Below are 18,757 nucleotides of genomic sequence, written 5' to 3'. Positions count from 1 at the left end.
GGACGCGCGGTGACGGGCGGCACCGTGAAGAACATGCCGCTCCCCACGGGGCCCGTGCCAAGGGGCGTACGGGCACTCACCCGGCATCCCGTCGACGCCGCGTGCCCCCGGGGCTCAGACCCGGATCTGCACCGCTCGCGCGAGGCGGTCGTGGAGGCCGCGGGAATCGCGGTCCCAGATGAGGGCGGGGATGGCGATGCAGAGGAGCACGCTGCGGATCAGGACGCGGACGATGCCGAGCCTGCCACCGTCCTCGGAGATGACGCGGAGGCGGAAGAGGGCCTTGCCGGGGGTGCCGCCCACCGTGCCGAGAGTGAGCAGGCTCAGGACGAAGAAGATCGCGAGCGCCCAGTTCCCCGCCGCCTGCTGGTCACCGCGCGCGATGAGACCGTATGCGATGAGCATGCACAGGGCCCAGTCCACGATGAGGGCGCCGAAGCGGCGGCCGAGGGGGGCGATGGAGCCGGGTCCGTCCTGCGGGAGGCCGAGGCGCTCGCCCCGGTACCCGAAGTCGACACCCATCTCCTCGGCGGCGGCACGCGGGCCCGAGAGCCACGATCCCATTGCATCCCTGTTGTCCACCGCTCCACGGTACTGCGCCCGCGCCCTGCGCTCCTTGGCAGCCCCCGCCCCTCGCGTCCGGGCGCGTGACGGCGGCGGACGCGGGTAGGCGCGCGCCGTGACCCGGGCCGTTCAGGAGCCCCGAGGTGGTTAACTTCGGTGAAACAAATGGGTCACGCTTGAGAAATCCCGTCTTTCTATGGTCGGCTCCACCGTGGGTCACCGCACTGACTACGGGCACGAGCTGAAACCCCCGCCCCTCCCCGGGTGGGAGGAGGAGGAGTTGGATGTTCCAGAACGCCGATGACGCCAAGAAGTTCATCGCCGACGAGGGCGTGGAATTCGTCGACGTCCGCTTCTGCGACCTGCCGGGTGTGATGCAGCACTTCACGGTGCCGGCGAAGGCGTTCGACCCGGCCGAGGAGCTGGCCTTCGACGGCTCGTCGATCCGCGGCTTCCAGGCGATCCACGAGTCGGACATGGCGCTGCGCGCCGACCTGACGACCGCGCGGGTGGACCCCTTCCGCCGTGACAAGACGCTGAACATCAACTTCTTCATCCACGACCCGATCACGGGCGAGCAGTACAGCCGCGACCCGCGCAACGTGGCGAAGAAGGCCGAGGCGTACCTCGCGTCGACCGGCATCGCCGACACCGCGTTCTTCGGTCCCGAGGCCGAGTTCTACGTCTTCGACAGCGTCCGCTTCGAGACCTCGGCGAACCGCTCGGTCTACGAGATCGACTCCGAGGCCGGCGCCTGGAACACCGGCTCCGAGGTGAACAACCGCGGCTACAAGGTCCGCTACAAGGGCGGTTACTTCCCGGCCCCGCCGGTCGACCACTTCGCCGACCTGCGTGCCGAGATCTCCCTGGAGCTGGACAAGGCGGGCCTCGAGGTCGAGCGCCAGCACCACGAGGTGGGCACGGCCGGTCAGGCCGAGATCAACTACAAGTTCAACACGCTGCTCGCCGCGGCCGACGACCTGATGCTCTTCAAGTACATCGTGAAGAACGTCGCCTGGCGCAACAACAAGACCGCGACCTTCATGCCGAAGCCGATCTTCGGCGACAACGGCTCGGGCATGCACGTGCACCAGTCGCTGTGGACCGGCGGCCAGCCGCTCTTCTACGACGAGCAGGGCTACGCGGGCCTCTCGGACATCGCCCGCTACTACATCGGCGGCATCCTCAAGCACGCGCCCTCGCTGCTCGCCTTCACCAACCCGACGGTGAACTCGTACCACCGCCTGGTCCCCGGCTTCGAGGCCCCGGTCAACCTGGTCTACTCGCAGCGCAACCGCTCCGCCGCGATGCGCATCCCGATCACGGGCTCGAACCCGAAGGCGAAGCGCGTCGAGTTCCGCGCCCCGGACCCGTCCTCGAACCCGTACCTCGCCTTCTCGGCGCTCCTCCTCGCGGGCCTCGACGGCATCAAGAACAAGATCGAGCCGGCCGAGCCGATCGACAAGGACCTCTACGAGCTGGCCCCCGAGGAGCACGCGGGCGTCCCCCAGGTCCCGACCTCGCTCCCGGCCGTCCTCGACGCCCTCGAGGCGGACAACGAGTACCTGCAGGCGGGCGGTGTCTTCACCTCCGACCTGATCGAGACCTGGATCGACTACAAGCGCACGGCCGAGATCGCCCCGATCCAGCTCCGGCCGCACCCGCACGAGTTCGAGCTGTACTTCGACATCTAAAGAGCACGCCGGGGGTACCTGGGCGAATACGTCGGGCACACGGGTTGACCTGCTAAAACGCTGCTCATTAGTGCCCGTTGTTTCCGTTCGCTTTCCACCCTGTCGTGCACCGCGTGTGCACCGCGCCCGGTGACGCCTGACGCTTCGTCAGTAAAGGTGAGGCCGCCATCCCTTCCGGGATGGTGGCCTCACTCAGTTCCTCGTCACCCCAGCGACGACATAGTTCGGGAGAGAAGTCCGTACGCCGACGCTCTCGCTCGCCGCGCCAGGCTGCCTGCTTCCTGGCTGCTCAGCGCCACCGGCGAGTCGCCGGATGTGGAGTGCCAAGAGTGCGCGTCAGATAGCGAGACCTACGCATTACGAGACCGGGAGCGATCGTGCCGGGGGGTGCCCTGCCGTACCGTCTCGTGACATTTTTCCTGGTCAGAGCATCTGCAGCAGCTTGGCCAGTGCCACCTCGTGCCGCACCGTCCAAAGGCGTCTGTCCACCGCCCGTCCACCGGCGAAGCCGATCGGCCGCTCATCCCCGTCCACCTCGCGGCTCTCACGGAGGACCGCGCACACTGGACCGAAGGCACCACGCCAACTGTGCCTTCCCTACGATGCGCGGCCCCCGACACCTTCGTAGGCACCGCCCCGGGCGACGCATCGGAGCCCTGGTACCAATGACGCCGGACCCCCGATGCACTGCTACACCATTTACCGGCCCTGATCCCGCGCCGGAAGGGCGTACTACTGACACCGCGAAGCACTGGCGAGCTCTCATAGCGCCACTACGGCAGTCCCGTGGCGTGCCCTGTGTCTGCCCCGGCTTCCGGACCCCACTGCCGAATCTCTCGACACGCGCGCTGGCTGATCAGCGTCGACGACAGCGGGCACGTCGTCTACGTCCTGGGCAACAACTCCTGCATGTTGAACACCACCACCCGCTACCTCGCCAAGGGCAGGATGCATAGCGGCGCATGCCGTTCCGTTCAAGACCCGTGAAGGCGCCGTCGTTCACGGCGTCGGCGCTGGCGGCCGCGGTGAAGAACCCAGTCCTCGTGGTGGCGACGCGCAGGCGCGGGCGGTCAGGGCAAGGGCGATGAGGGGGCCGCGCCTGGCCGGGGGCGGTGTCGATCCGCTGCCCGCCGGGGGCGACCGCACGGGCAGCCGCCTCCGGGACCGGCCGGCGCCGGTGGGTGCCCAGCGCGAGCTCCGCTGTTACAGCGGGCTGCCCACCGTCGCGGCCTGCCCGGCGACCGTGGGGACGGTCAGGTCACCGGCGCGAACGCGGTGATGGCGTCGACAAGGGCGGCCGGGGCTTCCAGCGGGATCAGGTGACCCGTGTGGGGGACCACCACGAAGTCGGGGTGGGGGAGGTAGGGCACCAGGTTGTCGCGGAGCACGCCGACGGGCTCGACCTGGTCGTGTTCTCCGGCGACGACGAGAGCGGGCACGCTGACCATGCGCGTGTGTTCGGTGATGTCCTGCGCGATGCCGTGCAGCGGCCACTCGGCGCGGGCGGCGTCGGCACCACTCCGCGAGTCCTCCACGATCTGCGCCTTGACCGGCTCGGGCAGCTCGGTCGCGGTGAGGACGTGATCCCGTGCCCCGGCCACGGACTCGGCGGAGTCGTAGGCGTGCGACAGGGCCTCCTGGTACTCGGGAGTGACCTGTGCGGCCGGCTTCGCCGGGCCGGAGCCGACGAGAACGATGCCGCGCAGGCCGGCGGGCCGGGTGGCCGCGACCAGCTGTGCGACCTTGCCGCCCATCGAATGCCCCACCAGGACGTAGTCGGTGACCCCCGCGTCGGCGAGCACGGCGAGCGTGTCATCGGCGAGCTGACCGAGCGTGTAGGGACCGGGCAGAGCGCTCGACCGGCTCCACCCGCGGAAGTCGACCGCAAGCACGTCACGGCCCGCCAGCCGGTCGACGACAAGGTCCCAGGTACGGGCGGAACCACCCCAGTAGTGCAGGAACACCAGAGTGGGTCCGGTCCCCGGCCGATAGTCGTAAGTGGGCAGTAGCGCCTGCTGCGCCGTATCCATGACAGTTCCTCCCGATCGATGTTCTGAGCGATTCATCTGTGTATCCATTGAACTGCTGCACCGCGGACGGGGCATCGGCCTGACTGGTCACCCGATGGTGGAAAATGGACACGTGAGCGTGATCCGGCAAATGACCTACCAACCCGTGGGACGCCGCGCCTCCTCGGTCGAGACGATGACCTTCGGCCGCCTTCGCGCGCTGAACGACGGCGGCACACAGCGCGCCGACTTCCATGTCCTCGCCGTCATCGACGCCGGACCCGGCTCGGTCACCGTCGATTTCCACCGCCACCCGCTCGAAGACCGCTCCGCGGTGTGGATTCCACCCGGCGCCGTGCACCAGTGGAATGACATCGCCGACGTGACAGGGCACCTCGTGCTGTTCGTGCCGACCGCGCCGGTCACCCACGCCACCCGAGAACTGGCCGCCTCCCCCGACCCGGCCGCACACTGGAGCATCCCCGACGCCGACTGGTCCTTCGTCGACACGGCACGCAGCCATCTCCTCCTCGAAGCATCCGCCCCACCCAGTGGCTCCCGGACAGAGCTGCCCGAAATCCTGCTCTCCGCGCTCATCACCCGGCTGCACCCCCCGCACGCCGAAGCACGGCTCGCCCCTGCGGTGTTCCGGTCGTTCCGCTCCAGCGTCGAAGCGCACTACCGGCAGCACCACGACGCCAGCTACTACGCCCGTGCGCTGGGATACGCGCCCCGCACCCTCTCACGAGCGGTGCAGCAGGCCACCGGCCGCACCGCGAAGGCGTACATCGTCGAACGGATCGTCCTGGAGGCCAAACGGCTCCTCGCACACGATCGCCTCACCGCCGCCCGCTGCGCCGACGTACTCGGCTTCCCCGACGCATCCAACTTCTCGGTCTTCTTCCGCAAGGCGACAGGCATGCGCCCGGGCGCGTGGCAGGCAACGGTGACCACCGAGTGAGGACGTCCGGCTCAAAGTCCCTGGCGGCTGCTTCCACCAAGGTTCGCTCGATGGGAACGAACCCCGCTGTTCCGCCGGTGCCGGTCTGTGGTGCCGATGCCCGGGAGGTCGAGCGGGACGCGGCTCGTCCGGCCTCCTGTGCAGAACGCGCGTAATGGCGCGCGTCTCGTACAGGTCAGCAGCGAGGCGGCCGCCGGCGAAGGCGGATGCGGCCAATGTCCGCGGCCGTCAACCGGTCGGGCTGTCCGAGGGCTGGGGCTTGCCGAGCATCTGGCAGGTCGCGGCGTCGACGAGGGCCTTGTTCGTGGCGGCGGCCTTCTTTTCCTTGATGCCGAAGTTCGTACTTGTGAGGACCGCGACGCTGCGGGTGCCGGTGGCGTCGGTGTAGATCTCACTGGAGTAGCCGGGCAGACCGCCGGTGTGACCCCAGACCGTGCCGCAGGCCGTGTCCACCCGCATCAGCCCCAGTCCGTAGCCGCCGCCTTCCTCAGGCGCGTCCACGGTGGTCCGCATCTGCTTCAGCTGGGTTTCGGGCAGCAACTCGCCGGAGTTCAGCGCGGTGAGGAACGTCTGCCAGTCCGCCGCGGTGGAGACCATGCCGCCTGCCGCCCACGACCAGCTCGGGTCGATGGCGGCGGTGTCGACGTTGTCGTCGGGACGTTCGGGTCCGGCGAACCCGACGCCTTCGGGCAGGTCCACGGTTGCGGACAGGATCTGCTTCAGTCGCGCGGCGTCCGGCTCGTAGCCGGTGACGTGCTGCTTGCCTCTGTTTTTACCGGTGCCCCAGTCTGCGTTCGTGGCGAGGTAGGAGTCCTTCATGCCCAGCGGCTTGGTGATCTTCTGCTCGATCAGCTCGGCCAGACTGCTCCCGGTGGCCTTCTCCAGGATCAGCCCGAGCGCTTCGTAATTGGCGTTGCTGTAGGAGTACGTCTCGCCGGGCTCGGCCGGCGGGTCCTGCTCGGGCGTGATGGCGAGCAGTTCCTGCGGCGTCCAGGTGCGCTTCTCCTGGCCGGTGAGGGAGGGCAGGAATTGCGGGGTCAGCAGGAAGTCGCCCAGGCCGCTGGTGTGGTTGAGCAGCATCCGTACGGTGATGTGCCCACCGCCCTTGACCAGGCCGGGCAGCCACTTCTCGACCGTGTCGTCGAGGCTGATCTTCTGCTGGGCGACCTGCTGCAGGACGAGGGTGGCGGTGACCGTCTTGGTGTTGGATCCGACTCGGAACCGGTCGCCGGCGGCGAGGCGGTGGTCGTCCTTGGTCCAAGCGGCCTGCTTGGCGATCTCGACGGGCTTCCCGTCGCCGGAGTCGACCCGGACGATGACGCCCAGGGAGCCGGTGTCGGCCGCCTGCTGCGTGAGACGGGCCAGCTGCGTGTCGGCCGCCGGGCTCGCCGCGCTCTGCCCGGCCGCCGGTTCGGCCTCGTCCGAGCAGCTCACGAGCGCCGCGCCCAGGCAGGTCGTCAAGGCGATGATCAGCGCTCCGCGGCGGATTCGGTGCTGGCGGGACAGTGTTGGTGCGGACATGGGAAGTTCCCTTCGGCGCGTAACGATGTGCTGTGTGCGTCGAGGGACCGGGCGACCGCCTGATGGGCGGCCGTTCGACGGGTCCCGCGCACACCGTCCATTCAGTCAGTGGCGCGCCGCCGGCACATCGCTCGAAGTCGGGCTTCCCACCGGCGCGGGCTCACTCCAAGGAATGACTTCGCGGGGTACGGCGCCACGCCGGCCCGCCCTCCGACCAAGGTCAGGTCAGGGTGTTCCTGGCCAGCACCGCCGCCTGCGCGCGGCTCTGGCAGCCGGTCTTCGTGAGCACGCGGCTGACGTGCGTCTTGACCGTGTGCAGGCTGACGACAAGCCGGTCGGCGATCTCGGCGTTGCTCAGCCCGTCCCGGATCAGACGCAGCACGTCGACCTCCCGCTCGGTCAGGTCCCGCAGCCGGGCCAGATCCTGGTCGCTGGGCCGGCGCCGGCCGCTGAGATGGCCCTCGATGATCCGCTGGGTCACTGCCGGGCTCAGCGCGCTGTGCCCGGCAGCCGCGGCACGCACGGCCCCGGTCAGTTCTTCGTACGAACTGTTCTTCAGTAGGAAGCCGGAAGCCCCAGCCGCCAGCGCATCGTCGACGTAGGCGTCCAGGTCGAACGTGGTCAGCATGAGAGCCCGGCTGCGCCCCGGCCCGAGCAGCCCCCGGCGGCCCAGCTCGGCCAGCGCCCACAGTCCGTCGCGGCGCGGCATCCGGATGTCCATCAGCAGCACATCAGGCCGTAGCCGCGCGCACGCCTCGACGGCTTCCTCACCGTCGTCCGCGGTGCCCGCCACGGTGATGTCCGCCTGACTGTCCAGGATCGCGCTCAGTCCGGCACGGATGACCGGCTCGTCGTCCACGACGAGCACGCTGATCTGCTCAGGCATCCGCGTACGCCCACGGAATAGTCGCTGCGACGCGGAAGCCGCCGTCACCGGTCGGGCCCGCGGCGAGTTCGCCGCCCAGCGCGCCCACCCGCTCCTCCATGCTGACCAGGCCGAGCCCGATGCCCACGCCGGCCGCGGCCCGCCGCACCCCGCGGCCGTTCACGACCTCACACCGCAGCTCACCGCCGTCCTTCCCGCGGACGGTCACCTGGACGGGCGCTCCGGGCGCGTACCGGCGTGCGTTGACCAGTGCCTCCTGCACGACGCGGTACACCACCAGCTGAACCGGTCCCGGTACGGACTCCAGCGCGACGTCCATCGCCAGCCCGCCCGTTCCGCCAACGGCACGGTGGCTGTCCAGCAGCGCCTCCAGCTCACCGAGGTCCGGCACGGGCTGGAGCGGGACGGCGTCCGCCGGGCCGCGCAACATCCGCAGCAGGTCACGCAGCTCGCCGCTGCTCTGCCGGCCCGCCGCGGCAAGGCCGTCGACCTGGGCACGGGCCCAGTCGGGCAGCTCGCCGCCGCGGGCCCGCAGCGTCTCCGCGTGCACGACAAGCAGGGTCAGCGAGTGCGCGACCACGTCGTGCATCTCGCCCGCGATCCGTGTCCGCTCGCGCTGCGTGGCCTGCGCCGCCTCCAGGTCCCGCGCCCGGCGCGCGTCGGCCGCCCGTCGCTCGGCCGCGACCAGCAGTTCCTGCCGGGTGCGCGCGGCGAACCCCATCACCCAGGCCAGCGGCATCGGCGCCAGAGCGGCGAGGACGTCCAGTCCGCCCTGGAAGTCGCCGGAGTCGGTCGTCATCCGGTTCACCCACAGACCGGCCGCGCTCAGCACGCTGACGCCGAGAACCGCCGCTACGGTCCGCCGCCAGTGCACGCCGTGGTGGCCCAGGTTGTAAAGCAGCACCGCCAATGGCAGGAAGACCAGCGGCGACAGCTTGGCCCCCTCGCCCGCACTCCCCACCAGCGCCACCAGAAGAGCCCCGAAACCCACGACGAAGGCGGTGGCCGGCAGTCGGCGCCGCAACAGCAGGACCACCACGCCCACCGCCTCGTACGCCATGAGCGATACCCAGGCCGGCCCGGAAGTGTCCACGTACGGCTGCGACAGCAGCGCCGGCACAAACGTCAGTACGACCAGCCCGGCATCGGCACTCCAGCCGGGCCACCTGCCGTCCCTCACTCTCATCCGTCCGACACTACGGCCTCGCGCACAGGTCCTCGTCACTCCAAAGAGCCACTTCACGTCACCTCGCAGAACCCACTCAGCAGCGACGACGCCGCAACCCAGTTCCGGACGGTCCATGGCCGTCCGGTGGTCTGACCCGCTACAGACCGCCTGCCTGCCGACAGGCATCCACCACGACACCGAGGACCTGCGCGCCACCCGCCCGGTGAGCCGCGAGGAGGCTGCCCAACCGGCGGACCTCGCACGTAGGCCGAGTCACCGCCAAAGGATCCTCCCCGTGCGGCAGATCGGACCTTATCCGTCGCCAACCCGGTCGACAGCCTGAGTGCTGGACCTTGACGGCGCCGATCCGGGCGATGCGCGGAACGTGAGTGACCTTGAAAACCCACCCCATCCTGCGAGGCTCGCCACAATCGACGCAGTAACGAGAAAAATCGACACCGTGTAGACTTTATTGCTGAAGGGAGCGACCCGGCTCTCCTCGCAAGACTTGCTGGAGGAACAGTGCAGAAGCAGAACTGGCTCATCACCGGCGTGAGCACGGGCCTGGGGCGCGCTTTCGCGCAAGCCGCCCTGGCTGCCGGGCACACCGTGGTCGGCACCGTCCGCTCCGAGAAGGATCTGCAGGCCTTCGAGGAACTCAGGTCCGGGCACGCTCATGGCCGCATCCTGGACGTGACCGACGATGATGCCGTTTCCGGCGTGGTCGCGGAGGTCGAGCGCAGCGTCGGTTCCCTGGACGTCGTCGTCGCCAACGCCGGCTACGGCCTGGAGGGAACCTTCGAGGAAACCCCACTGGCCGAGGTGCGGCGGCAGTTCGAGGTCAACGTGTTCGGGGCGGTGGCCACCCTGCGGGCGGCGCTGCCCCACATGCGCGCACGCCGCCGCGGACACCTGATGGCCGTCACCTCCATGGGCGGACTCATGGCCGTGCCCGGCATGTCCGCCTACTGCGGCAGCAAGTTCGCCCTGGAAGGCATCCTCGAGGCCCTGGGCAAGGAGGTCGCGCAGTTCGGCATCCACGTGACGGCGATCGAGCCCGGCTCCTTCCGCACCGACTGGGCCGGACGGTCCATGACACGCGCCGCGCGGACCGTCGACGATTACGACGAGCTGTTCGCCCCCATCCGTGAGGCCCGACAGAAGGCCAGCGGCAACCAGCTGGGCAATCCGGCCAAGGCCGGGGAAGCGGTCGTCCACATCGCGTCGGTCGAGCAGCCGCCGGCCCACCTCGTCCTGGGTTCGGACGCGCTGCGACTGGTCACCGCCGCGCGCACGGCCGTGAACGAGGACATCCGCGCGTGGAAGGCCCTCTCTCGTACGACCGACTTCGCCGACGGCGCGCAGCTCTGATGCCCGGCCACCACCCCGCACGAAGCCGTCGCGCCGCCGAACGCAAGGGCGACGTCCGGGAGCGGGCCATCCTCGACACCTGCGAGGCCCTGCTGGCGGACAAGGGATACGACGCCATGACCGTCGGCGACATCGCCCAGGGCGCCGGCATCACCCGCGGCGCGCTGTACTTCTACTTCGGCTCCAAGCAAGAAGTGGTCACGGCACTCGTCGCTCGAACCGTCGAGCACCTGTGGGAGCGGTCGAGGGCCACCGCGGAGGCCGACGAGCCGCGCCGGGCCATCGCGGCAGCCATGGGGCGCACGGTCGAGCTGTGGAACGAGCACGGCCTGGTCATGCGCACGGCGATCGACCTGTCGCTGACCGTGCCGGAGATCGGCGAGCTGTGGAATCACACGGCCGACCTGTTCATCGCGGCCATCACCGCCGTCCTCGAACGCGCCGGCATCCAGGCCGGCACCGCGCCAGACCAGGCCCCGGCGATGGCAAGCGCCCTGTGCTGGATGATCGAGCGGACCTTCTACCACGCCTCACAGGAATCCCGCGAGAACCTTCAGGAGGCGTCGGAGACATGCGAACACATCTGGCTGACCAGCGCCGGTCTGATCACCTGAGGTATCTGGCACCGGCTGGTGAGTACGTGCCGAGCAACCGACGCCCGAGCGGAGGACCCGCCAAGCGGTCCGCTCCGGAGCCGAGGGCACGATCAACGTGTTCGCCCACACACGGCATGCGGCGTTGCCGCTACTACTCCCTCCAGGCCGATGCCGGAAACTTCAGCACGTGCTGGTGGATCGCCTCGATGATCACCACGCCGACCGAGTAGGACAGCCACCGTCCCCGCCGGGCGAACCAGGGCGACGAAATCGTGGGTGCCGCCCGCGGAGTCGGTGCATATCAGGGTCTGCCGTCCGCGCCGGTACTTCTTCGGCATTCGGGTCAGGGCCAGTTGACTCTCGTCCACAGGGTGAACGCCGCCCGCCCCGCGCCGTCAGCGTCAGCCTCGGATCGTCAGGTCCGGGTCGGTGGCGCACTCATCGCTGCCATCAGGAACGTGATCGCCCATCGCCGGGCTGCCTCGCCCGCTACCGGGGACGTGCAACCCGGGGAGGGCTGCTGGTGGACCTCGAGGCGGTCGACGGCCGTCACGGCAAGGATCCCCCGCATCCGGAACCGCAGCTCCTCCGGGGAAAGGCCGGGCAGTACGCGCGCGAAGGCCGCGAGGTAGCGCTCGCGGACCATGTCCTCGCCCGGGCCGGTCCAGGCGCGCGCCTCCTCGGCCGGGTCGCTGAGGATCGTCACGATCAGCCGGGACGTCCGGGCGCCGCCCGCGCCGCCGGCCGACATCTCGTCGAACAGCGGCCCCGCGAATGCCTCCACCAGTTCGCCGACCGATGGGTCGGGGGTCCGGGCGAGCAATTTGTCGAGCCCTGCGCACTGGGCCGCGTTGATGGGCTCGATCACGCGGCGGGCGACCGCGGCCATCAGCTCCGCCTTCGACCCGAAGTGGCCTGCACACCCTCTTCGCGCATTCTGCGAAGGCCCGTGCGCAGGTTCGCCACCGGATCACCGGTGGTGACAAGCAGACGCCCACGAGCGTCCAGGTCCTCGGGGCCCCACGGAAAATAGATATCGGCGTCGCGGCCGAAGTCATGCCCGCCCTCAACCGCGGACAGACCGGGGTACTGCGATTGCAGGAGCGCACAGGCACAGCGTTCAAACTCCGTTGGGTGGATAGCCTGTTCACCCAACGCCCGGCGTACGCGTGCCACGAGATCCATGACCATTAATGCTACGCGCACCTTATGCCGTACTGATACCGTTTGCCGCTCGTCGCCCGGCTCGATAACAGGCCGCGCACCCTGAGATCCAGGGACGACGAGAGCACCGAACCTGTAGTGCTGATCTCGCTCTGAAATGGGCCGACGCTCCCGCATGCACCGACGCAGCCACTCCTTCTGCGCCCTCAGATCAGCTACGGAGCGTTCTCACGACCAATCTTCGCCGAGACCCGAGCCGGACGTGAGATCTGTCAGGACCGGACAGTCTCGACGACGCGGTCGTCCCATCGGCGACCGGTGGATTTCCCCCTCGCCCCAGGGCCAGCGAGAGTCCCCTGATGGAGTGTCACGCACGGCTGTCCACCGGGTGTCCACCGGGATCCTTTGCGCCAGCATGCTCCATCCCCTACGGGCAGATAAAAGACCAGGTCAGAGCGTTGGATCGTCGATCTCGTCACAGAAACCAAACCTCCGACCTACGCATTACGATGCACAGGCGGACGGTGCCCGATTTGCCGAGATTCCAAGGTCATCCGAAAAAGAAACCCCAGGTCAGAGGCCTGACCTGGGGTTCACCGTGGAGCCGCTTTCGGGCTTCGAACCCGAGACCTACGCATTACGAGGCCGTTAGAGATCGCGCTCTCTTGTGCCACGTTATGCCGCCGAGTGCTGTTTTGCCTCATCAGACCACGTGCGCCGGTCCAGCGCGTCCGTCCCGTGCCGCCGCGTCCGAGGGCGTCCTGCCACGGCGCTGCCACGCGTGGGGTTCTGGCCGGGCCGCCTATGCCCCTTCTCGGCACTGTGGAGGTTCACCAAGGTGCGCGCCACGACGGCTCGCCCGCCGATGGTCAAGTCGACCGGGGCGCGGTTCCGATCTTTCGACCGGCCCTATTCTCCGGGGCCGCCCCGAACCGCCGGAGGCAGGCAGATGCTGATCGCCCGCCGCAGCACGGAGCACGGCTCGGACTCGGCACCCAACGCCGGTTCGTGGTGCGCGCGTTCGCTCACCTGCACTGGTTTCGCCCGCCTGCGCATCCGCTGGGAGATCCGAGACGACATCCACGAGGCGTTCCTCACCCTGGGATGCGCGCTCATCTGCTGGCGACGACTGCTTGCGACCCGCCAAGTTCCAGCAGGGAAGCGTGTTGCAGGATCTTGAGGTCGGGATCCTGCTCCAGGAGGGACGCCATCACCATCATCACGCACGAGGACCCCATCGGCCGGGTTCCGAGCAACTACATGATTCACGCTGACCTCTCGGAGCGACAGGAGGGCTGGCGCGAGCAGTTGTGGACCCGTCGGCTCACCGAAGACATATTCGAAGTGGCCTGTCTGCCGTTTTTCACGTACGGAATCTGCTACCGCGACGTGGTGACCATCGATACCAACCACCTGGTCGCCTCGGTGGTGCAGAAGTCCGGCGACCGGACGCTTCGCGTCGCCCTCGTCGCGGAGCACAAAGACCGGGACCAGCTGCATGAGCACCTGTACGAGGTCCTTGAAGCTGCCCTGCAACACGAGTGGCTTCGGGTCGGTCGACCTGCCGCCCGGCACCGATCGCGCTGCCCTCACGAAGGCGCTGAGAGCACCAGCCCAAGCCGGTTCCCTTCACTGGGAGCCCGACTTTTGACTCGAACGCTCATTCCGTTGGGAGTTCTAACTGATCGTTTCAGAATGAGTTGAGCTGCGGGTCTTGTGTCTGACGATCTTGGTCGGCAAGGTATTCGGAGTGCGTGCTGATCTTGTTCCTGACGGCCTGTGGGAGCGGGTGTCCCCGCTGCTGCCGCCTGCTCCCGTACGGCGCCGCCGCCACCCGGGACGGCTGCGTGTTCCCGACCGAGTGGCGCTCGCCGGCGTCATGTATGTGCTGCGGACCGGTGTCGCGTGGCGCGATGTCCCGACCGAGACCGTTGGCTGTTCCGGCGTGACGGCCTGGCGTCGGCTCCGGGACTGGACCGAGGCAGGAGTCTGGCCTCGCCTGCACGCCGCCCTGCTGACCGAGCTTCGCCGCGCCAGCCTGCTGGACCTGGACGACTGCTCCGTGGATGGGTCGCATGTCCGCGCCCTCAAAGGGGGGACCATGTCGGCCCCTCGCCCGTCGACCGGGCCCGCCCCGGCTCCAAGCACCACCTGATCGTTGACCGAGACGGAACCCCGCTCGCAGTCACGCTCACCGGTGGCAACCGGCACGATGTCACTCAGCTCCTGCCGCTGCTGGATGCCGTCCCGTCGATTCGAGGTCTTCGGGGACGTCCCCGCCGTAAGCCCCGGCGTCTGTACGCCGACCGGGGCTACGACTTCGACAAGTACCGCCGCCTGCTCTGGAAACGCGGCATCAAACCCGTCATAGCCCGACGCGGCGTCGCCCACGGCTCCGGACTAGGCAAGGTGCGCTGGGTCGTCGAGCGAGCCTTCGCCTGGCTGCACCAGTTCAAACGACTCCGCACCCGCTACGAACGACGCGCCGATCTCCACCAGGGTTTGCTCGAACTGGCCTGCAGCCTGATCTGCATCCGACGTCTAGCGGTCCCAGAGTGATCGGCTAGGCGTCCGAGCGCAGCCCCAGGGCGCTGTGCTGAATCAGCCCGGCCGGGGCATCGGAACCCGACTCCCGACGAGTCAACTCGACCAGCTTCGTCCGGAGGTCTGTCGCCGACTCGCCAAGCACGATGGCGCTGATCACCAGCTCAAGCATGACGCAGTCGTAGGCATCGTCCGTTCCTCGGTAGCGTTCGGCGTCACGTTCGACTACGGCACTGTCGATCCGCCATCCACCGCCATCAACGGGCGCGAAGGTCGCCGCGAAGGTTCCGTTACCCGTCCAGCTTCGGTGCAGGAAGACGACCTCGCCCTCCGTGAAGACGTCCCACTTCTCGTCCATGTCCCGCGCCGCATAGCCGAGCTGGATCCGCTTCCAGTCTTCATCTGACCAGATCCGCTGAGGCAGCTCCGGCATGGACCGAGGAGCTGATATCGGCTGGATACGACCGGAGAACGTGGACCGGGTTACGCGTTCGTCAGCAGGCATGAAGTGATCCTACGGACGAAGCCGAGCGTCCCAGCATCCCGTCCCTCACGGACCTCATTGTGAAACGATCAGTAAGGCGAACCGGGCCGAGGTGGCAGTAGCGCCTCCTCGGCCCGGACCGGGTGCCGGCTCAGCCGACCGCGATGCGTTTCTTCCAGGCGTCGTTCGCGGTGATCATGGTGGTGCCTGAGCCTGGCAGGGTGGTTTTGCCTCCGGCGTAGAAGCGGACGGAGCCGTCGCTGCGGACGGCCCAGACGTCGGGTATGCCGTCACCGTTGGCGTCGGGGGTACCGATGACGAAGGGGACGGTGCTGCTGGTCCAGCCCGTTCCGGTGTACGGGTCGTCCACGCCCGTTACGGAGTTGGCGGCGACGGCGAGTGAGTTGAGGTCGGTGCCGCCGGATGCGGCTTTCTTTCCGAGGCGGAGTTGGAGCTTTTGTGTGGAGTCGTCGCGGAAGACGAGGTCGGCGGCGCCGTCTCCGTTGACGTCCTGGACCATGACGATGTCCCGGTCGAGCCAGGGCGAGCTGGTCAGGCGGGTGGCGGTGGAGATGGCGGCGCCGTTGTAGCCGGTGAAGGCCCACAGGGCGTCTCCGACGGTGGCGAAGAAGTCGGTCTTGCCGTCGCCGGTGATGTCGCCGGCGGCGACGATCTGGGTGAGGGTGGCGGGGTCGGGCGCGTTGGACGGAAGGAGGATCTCGCGTCGCTTGTCGGTGTTGACTGCCCCGTATCCGTCGCCGGGGTAGACCCAGAGTTTTCCGCCGACGCGGGCGACGAGGTCCTGGAGGCCGTCGCCGCCGTAGATGTCGCCGTTGTGGGTGATGAGGGTGCTGCCCTTGAAGTGGCCGGAGGCGGAGACGTAGGGCGGGAGGTCGTCGCCTGCGGGGTCCTTGCTCGGGTTGGCGCGGTAGGCGCCGGACATGGAGTAGTCGAGGTCGCCGCTGCCCTTCGTCACGTCGGTTGCCTGGCCCTGGGAGGGGTAGAGCGCGAGGTTGCCGGCTTCGGTCACCACCATGAGGTCGGGGAGCTTGTCGCCGGTGAAGTCGCCCGGCGTGTCGGCTTCGTCGCGTGGGGAGACGTAGAAGTAGTACTTGGTGGCCTGGGAGACGTTGCCTGCTCCGTCGACGGTGCGTACGAAGAGGACGTTCGGGCCGGCCGTCGGCGGCTTGGCATCCGTGATGGTGAGCTTGACGGAGGTCGCGGTCCCGGCGGTGCGGGTGCGGGAGAAGTTGTAGTTGCCGCCGTTGAAGCTGTACTCGTACTTCACGACGTCGGTGTTCAGCGCGCGGAAGGTGAAGGAGCCGGCAGTGCCGAATTTCTTGGTGCTCCAGGCCGCGTCCTCGTTGCCGTTGCCGAAACCGTTGTCACTCAGATCGGCGTCCGGGAAGTCGGTGGAGGTCACCTCGGGCGCCTTGGGGGCCGAGGTGTCGAGGATGAACCGGCAGGGAGTCTTCGACGGGGAGTAGGCGGAGGTCGCCTTGCGGTCGTCGACGGCTCGTACACGCCATGAGTAGAGCGTGTTGTTGGTGAGTTTGCTCGTCGGGAATTTCGCTGTGGTCGCCTTGGCGGAGGAGCCGGAGAGGTTGGCCTGTCCCGTCGTCTTCAGGAGGTCCTTGGTGGTGTCCCATTTGCCGGTGGGCCACAGGTCGAAGTCGAGGTAGTCGAGGTTGCCGTCCTTGTCGGCGGCGCTGGCCGTGAAGGTGATGTCCTCGGCACCCATGCGGACGTAGGGCTCGGTGGTGGTGCACTTCGAGTCGGGGCTGAGGTCGAGGCCGGTGGGGGCGGAGGGCTTGCGGTTGTAGGTCAGCTTCAGGGTGGGGATGCCGTCGTTGCCGTTGGCGCGAAACTTCTTCCAGGCGTACTGCGATTTCTCGTCCGATGCGCGCAAGCCGAAGGTGATGATGTCTTTTCCGCCGTCGGCCGCTGCTTGGGCTTGCTTGGTCACCTTGAAAGTCTCGTAATCGTCCCTGCACCCGGACTTGTACCCGTGAGCGAAGGACCGGCTGGTGATCTTGTTGCCGTCGTGGAGCTTGGGAGCGTTGGACCAGTTGGTCTTCGACCCGATCTTTCCGGTGACGTGCACGCTCATGGAGCGGGCGCTGCACGACCAGGAATACGTTTCCAGGAGACGGAACGTGGCGTCCTCCATTTTGACGCCCTTCAGGTCCGACCCGAAGTCCATGTTGAAGTAGGAGCGGGACGTTCCCCAGGTGTCGGACTCGAAGCCCACGCGCGCCTCGTGAGTTCCGCCCTTGTTGAAGTTGCGGCCGTTGTAGAACGTGGATTTCGGGAAACGACTGTAGGCAGTCGTCCAGCTCTTGAGCTGTTTGGTGACCGAGGGGTCGATGAAGACCGGGTACACGGTGTCGTCGGCGTCCAGGAAGTCCGCGTCCGGCTTGATGAGCCACTGGTCCCCGACCAGGTCGGCGTCCACGAGGGAGCCGTGACTGTCGGGGCCGGGGCCGTCCAGCGAGGGCAGGCCGAGGGTCGCCGCGCTGCCGGACTGGCTCGGGGCGGCGGTCGGCTCCGCCGGAACAGAAGGCGGGGGGGCTTCCGACAAGGAGGGGGCCGGCTCGTCGCTGGAGCTTGGGAGCACCTCCGGGTTCGTGTCGGTCTGCTCGTCCGTCTCCACCTCCGTCTCCTCTTCCGGGGTGGGGGTGGCACTTTCCTCGGGGGCCGCGGAGGAGGTAGGGGGAAGGCTTTCGGCAGTGGAGGGCTGCGCGCTCGCACCCACCTGGCCGTCGGTCACCGCCGGCATGCCGGCGTTGTCCCACATGACGGGCGAGGGAGAGAAGGCGACCTCGTCGCCGTTTTTGTCCTCGGCCGAGACGATGTCGGAGAGGGGGTCGATGCGGAAGACGAGGGTGCTCGACGTCAGGCCGTACGAGAGCTGGCGCACGCGCGCGTCAGCGGCGGCCGCACGGTTCTTGACGACCAGGAGCTGCGCGAATCCTCCGTCGTCGGCGGTCAGGACGAGGTCGGCGCCGGGGAGGATTTCGGGGTAGAGGATGCGGGAGCCGTCCACGATGGGCGTCGGAACGGCACCGGGCCACGTCAACTGGACCGTGTGGTCGCCGACGTCGAGGGACGCCAGCGGGGTCTGGGGCTCGGCGTCAGCCGCTGCCGCCTGCTGGAGCAGGGGCACGCGGCGCACCGACCGGGACGACCGCTTGCCCTCGCCGCGCCCGCCGGGTGAGAACCATATGCGGGCGCTGGTCGCCTTGGTCTCCCAGCCGCTCTTCGTGCGCGTGAGCGTGGCGTCGATGGGCTTCCACTCGCCGTCCTTGAACACCCTGACCGGCACCGGTGTGATGCGGCGTTCCATCAGGTGATCGGGACGCGCCCACGTCGTGGAGGTGGGCGTACGCAGCGCCGTCACCTCGACGGTTTTCCCGGTGCGGGAAGCGGCGGCGACAGCCGCGTCGACCGTGCGGGGTGCGGCCTTCGGGGGCCGGGCGGGCGCGTCGGCCGACTGCGCGGGGTCGTCGTGGAGCCCGGCGTAGGTGAGCCCTGAGGCGAGGATCGCGGCGGCGAGTCCGCCGGCTGCGAGGGCGCCGCGCCTGCGGTGCCTCTGTCGTTGTGACAACAACGGTACGTGTTCCTCCCCTTGGGGCCTGGTCACAACGACCCGGCACGGCTGTGCGACGCGCCGGCCTCGCATGCCGGGGGCAGTGATGAGCGCGGTCAGCGTGCTGATGATGCCCCGCCACCGCACCGCAGGTCACGGAATCTCCACACATGAAATACGCGATCACGGGCATTAGATTGCCCGCT

At 68.5% G+C, this 18,757-nt stretch carries 15 protein-coding genes and 1 pseudogene; 6 read left to right on the top strand and 10 right to left on the bottom strand.

Features of this window, described 5'->3' with window-relative positions; genetic code table 11:
• Nucleotides 1-114: 114 nt before the first annotated feature.
• A complete protein-coding gene (locus STTU_RS25160; RefSeq protein ID WP_175417745.1) occupies nt 115-582 on the bottom strand; it encodes an RDD family protein in 468 nt (155 codons plus the stop codon).
• Between the two features lie 266 nt (nt 583-848).
• Between STTU_RS25160 and glnA the strand changes: the two genes are divergently transcribed.
• Nucleotides 849-2,258: a type I glutamate--ammonia ligase gene (glnA, locus tag STTU_RS25155; protein ID WP_007828043.1), complete on the top strand. Its 1,410-nt coding sequence runs from the start codon at nt 849-851 to the stop codon at nt 2,256-2,258.
• Between the two features lie 1,253 nt (nt 2,259-3,511).
• On the opposite strand, the gene STTU_RS25150 is transcribed toward glnA, so the two are convergent.
• Nucleotides 3,512-4,288: an alpha/beta fold hydrolase gene (locus STTU_RS25150; RefSeq protein WP_031033694.1), complete on the bottom strand. Its 777-nt coding sequence runs from the start codon at nt 4,286-4,288 to the stop codon at nt 3,512-3,514.
• 94 nt (nt 4,289-4,382) lie between these two features.
• Between STTU_RS25150 and STTU_RS25145 the strand changes: the two genes are divergently transcribed.
• Nucleotides 4,383-5,228 (top strand): helix-turn-helix domain-containing protein, encoded by an 846-nt coding sequence (locus tag STTU_RS25145; RefSeq protein ID WP_234019317.1) that lies wholly within the window; start codon nt 4,383-4,385, stop codon nt 5,226-5,228.
• A gap of 228 nt (nt 5,229-5,456) precedes the next feature.
• On the opposite strand, the gene STTU_RS25140 is transcribed toward STTU_RS25145, so the two are convergent.
• The 3 genes from STTU_RS25140 to STTU_RS25130 all read right to left on the bottom strand — a co-directional run bounded on the left by STTU_RS25140 (nt 5,457) and on the right by STTU_RS25130 (nt 8,821).
• Nucleotides 5,457-6,749, bottom strand: a complete 1,293-nt coding sequence (locus STTU_RS25140; RefSeq protein WP_007828031.1) for a serine hydrolase domain-containing protein — start codon at nt 6,747-6,749, stop codon at nt 5,457-5,459.
• Nucleotides 6,750-6,969: 220 nt separating this feature from the next.
• Nucleotides 6,970-7,635 carry a response regulator gene (locus tag STTU_RS25135; RefSeq protein ID WP_031033690.1) on the bottom strand — a complete coding sequence of 222 codons (666 nt, stop codon included), beginning with the start codon at nt 7,633-7,635 and terminating at the stop codon, nt 6,970-6,972.
• Complete coding sequence (locus tag STTU_RS25130; protein WP_043256303.1) at nt 7,628-8,821, bottom strand: sensor histidine kinase; 1,194 nt, start codon at nt 8,819-8,821, stop codon at nt 7,628-7,630. The genes STTU_RS25135 and STTU_RS25130 overlap by 8 nt, the downstream gene beginning before the upstream one ends.
• Before the next feature lie 504 nt (nt 8,822-9,325).
• On the opposite strand from STTU_RS25130, the gene STTU_RS25125 reads away from it, so the two are divergent.
• Complete coding sequence (locus STTU_RS25125; protein WP_007828025.1) at nt 9,326-10,174, top strand: oxidoreductase; 849 nt, start codon at nt 9,326-9,328, stop codon at nt 10,172-10,174.
• Nucleotides 10,174-10,788, top strand: coding sequence for a TetR/AcrR family transcriptional regulator (locus STTU_RS25120; RefSeq protein WP_007828023.1), 615 nt, complete (start codon nt 10,174-10,176; stop codon nt 10,786-10,788). The genes STTU_RS25125 and STTU_RS25120 overlap by 1 nt, the downstream gene beginning before the upstream one ends.
• 142 nt (nt 10,789-10,930) lie before the next feature.
• Here the strand turns inward: STTU_RS25120 and STTU_RS33515 are convergent.
• The 3 genes and pseudogenes from STTU_RS33515 to STTU_RS34760 form a co-directional block, all read right to left on the bottom strand.
• Nucleotides 10,931-11,138: pseudogene (locus STTU_RS33515) on the bottom strand (IS1380 family transposase); the annotation flags it as partial.
• A 47-nt stretch (nt 11,139-11,185) separates the two neighbouring features.
• Entirely contained in the window at nt 11,186-11,659 is a 474-nt protein-coding gene (locus tag STTU_RS25115) for a hypothetical protein (RefSeq protein WP_007828018.1), read from the bottom strand.
• A complete protein-coding gene (locus tag STTU_RS34760) occupies nt 11,659-11,955 on the bottom strand; it encodes a hypothetical protein (protein ID WP_158678811.1) in 297 nt (98 codons plus the stop codon). Before STTU_RS34760 ends, STTU_RS25115 begins: the two co-directional genes overlap by 1 nt.
• A gap of 783 nt (nt 11,956-12,738) precedes the next feature.
• Between STTU_RS34760 and STTU_RS36260 the strand changes: the two genes are divergently transcribed.
• Together STTU_RS36260 and STTU_RS33510 are read left to right on the top strand one after the other, a co-directional pair.
• Nucleotides 12,739-13,638, top strand: a complete 900-nt coding sequence (locus STTU_RS36260; RefSeq protein ID WP_420713564.1) for a DUF4265 domain-containing protein — start codon at nt 12,739-12,741, stop codon at nt 13,636-13,638.
• Nucleotides 13,639-13,684: 46 nt separating this feature from the next.
• Nucleotides 13,685-14,493 (top strand): IS5 family transposase gene (locus STTU_RS33510; protein WP_086021156.1). Its coding sequence is split into 2 segments (ribosomal slippage): nt 13,685-14,024 and nt 14,024-14,493, totalling 810 coding nucleotides; the frame shifts between segments, so codons are not numbered across the junction.
• 4 nt (nt 14,494-14,497) lie between these two features.
• On the opposite strand, the gene STTU_RS25100 is transcribed toward STTU_RS33510, so the two are convergent.
• A complete protein-coding gene (locus STTU_RS25100; protein WP_007828013.1) occupies nt 14,498-14,911 on the bottom strand; it encodes a hypothetical protein in 414 nt (137 codons plus the stop codon).
• 202 nt (nt 14,912-15,113) lie between these two features.
• Nucleotides 15,114-18,569, bottom strand: coding sequence for a DNRLRE domain-containing protein (locus STTU_RS25095; RefSeq protein WP_043256301.1), 3,456 nt, complete (start codon nt 18,567-18,569; stop codon nt 15,114-15,116).
• Nucleotides 18,570-18,757 lie beyond the last annotated feature (188 nt).

Source organism: Streptomyces sp. Tu6071 (assembly GCF_000213055.1).
GTDB lineage: Bacteria > Actinomycetota > Actinomycetes > Streptomycetales > Streptomycetaceae > Streptomyces > Streptomyces evansiae.
This window is presented reverse-complemented; position numbering and strand designations above follow the sequence as displayed.

Excerpts from the sequence above, each read along its gene's own strand:
- STTU_RS25135 (WP_031033690.1), bottom strand. The coding sequence starts at position 7,635 with ATGCCTGAGCAGATCAGCGTGCTCGTCGTGGACGACGAGCCGGTCATC.
- STTU_RS25150 (WP_031033694.1), bottom strand. The coding sequence starts at position 4,288 with ATGGATACGGCGCAGCAGGCGCTACTGCCCACTTACGACTATCGGCCG.
- STTU_RS25140 (WP_007828031.1), bottom strand. The coding sequence starts at position 6,749 with ATGTCCGCACCAACACTGTCCCGCCAGCACCGAATCCGCCGCGGAGCG.
- STTU_RS25100 (WP_007828013.1), bottom strand. The coding sequence starts at position 14,911 with ATGCCGGAGCTGCCTCAGCGGATCTGGTCAGATGAAGACTGGAAGCGG.
- STTU_RS36260 (WP_420713564.1), top strand. The coding sequence starts at position 12,739 with ATGCCCCTTCTCGGCACTGTGGAGGTTCACCAAGGTGCGCGCCACGAC.
- STTU_RS25120 (WP_007828023.1), top strand. The coding sequence starts at position 10,174 with ATGCCCGGCCACCACCCCGCACGAAGCCGTCGCGCCGCCGAACGCAAG.
- STTU_RS25130 (WP_043256303.1), bottom strand. The coding sequence starts at position 8,821 with ATGAGAGTGAGGGACGGCAGGTGGCCCGGCTGGAGTGCCGATGCCGGG.
- STTU_RS34760 (WP_158678811.1), bottom strand. The coding sequence starts at position 11,955 with ATGGATCTCGTGGCACGCGTACGCCGGGCGTTGGGTGAACAGGCTATC.
- STTU_RS25115 (WP_007828018.1), bottom strand. The coding sequence starts at position 11,659 with ATGGCCGCGGTCGCCCGCCGCGTGATCGAGCCCATCAACGCGGCCCAG.
- glnA (WP_007828043.1), top strand. The coding sequence starts at position 849 with ATGTTCCAGAACGCCGATGACGCCAAGAAGTTCATCGCCGACGAGGGC.
- STTU_RS25145 (WP_234019317.1), top strand. The coding sequence starts at position 4,383 with ATGGTGGAAAATGGACACGTGAGCGTGATCCGGCAAATGACCTACCAA.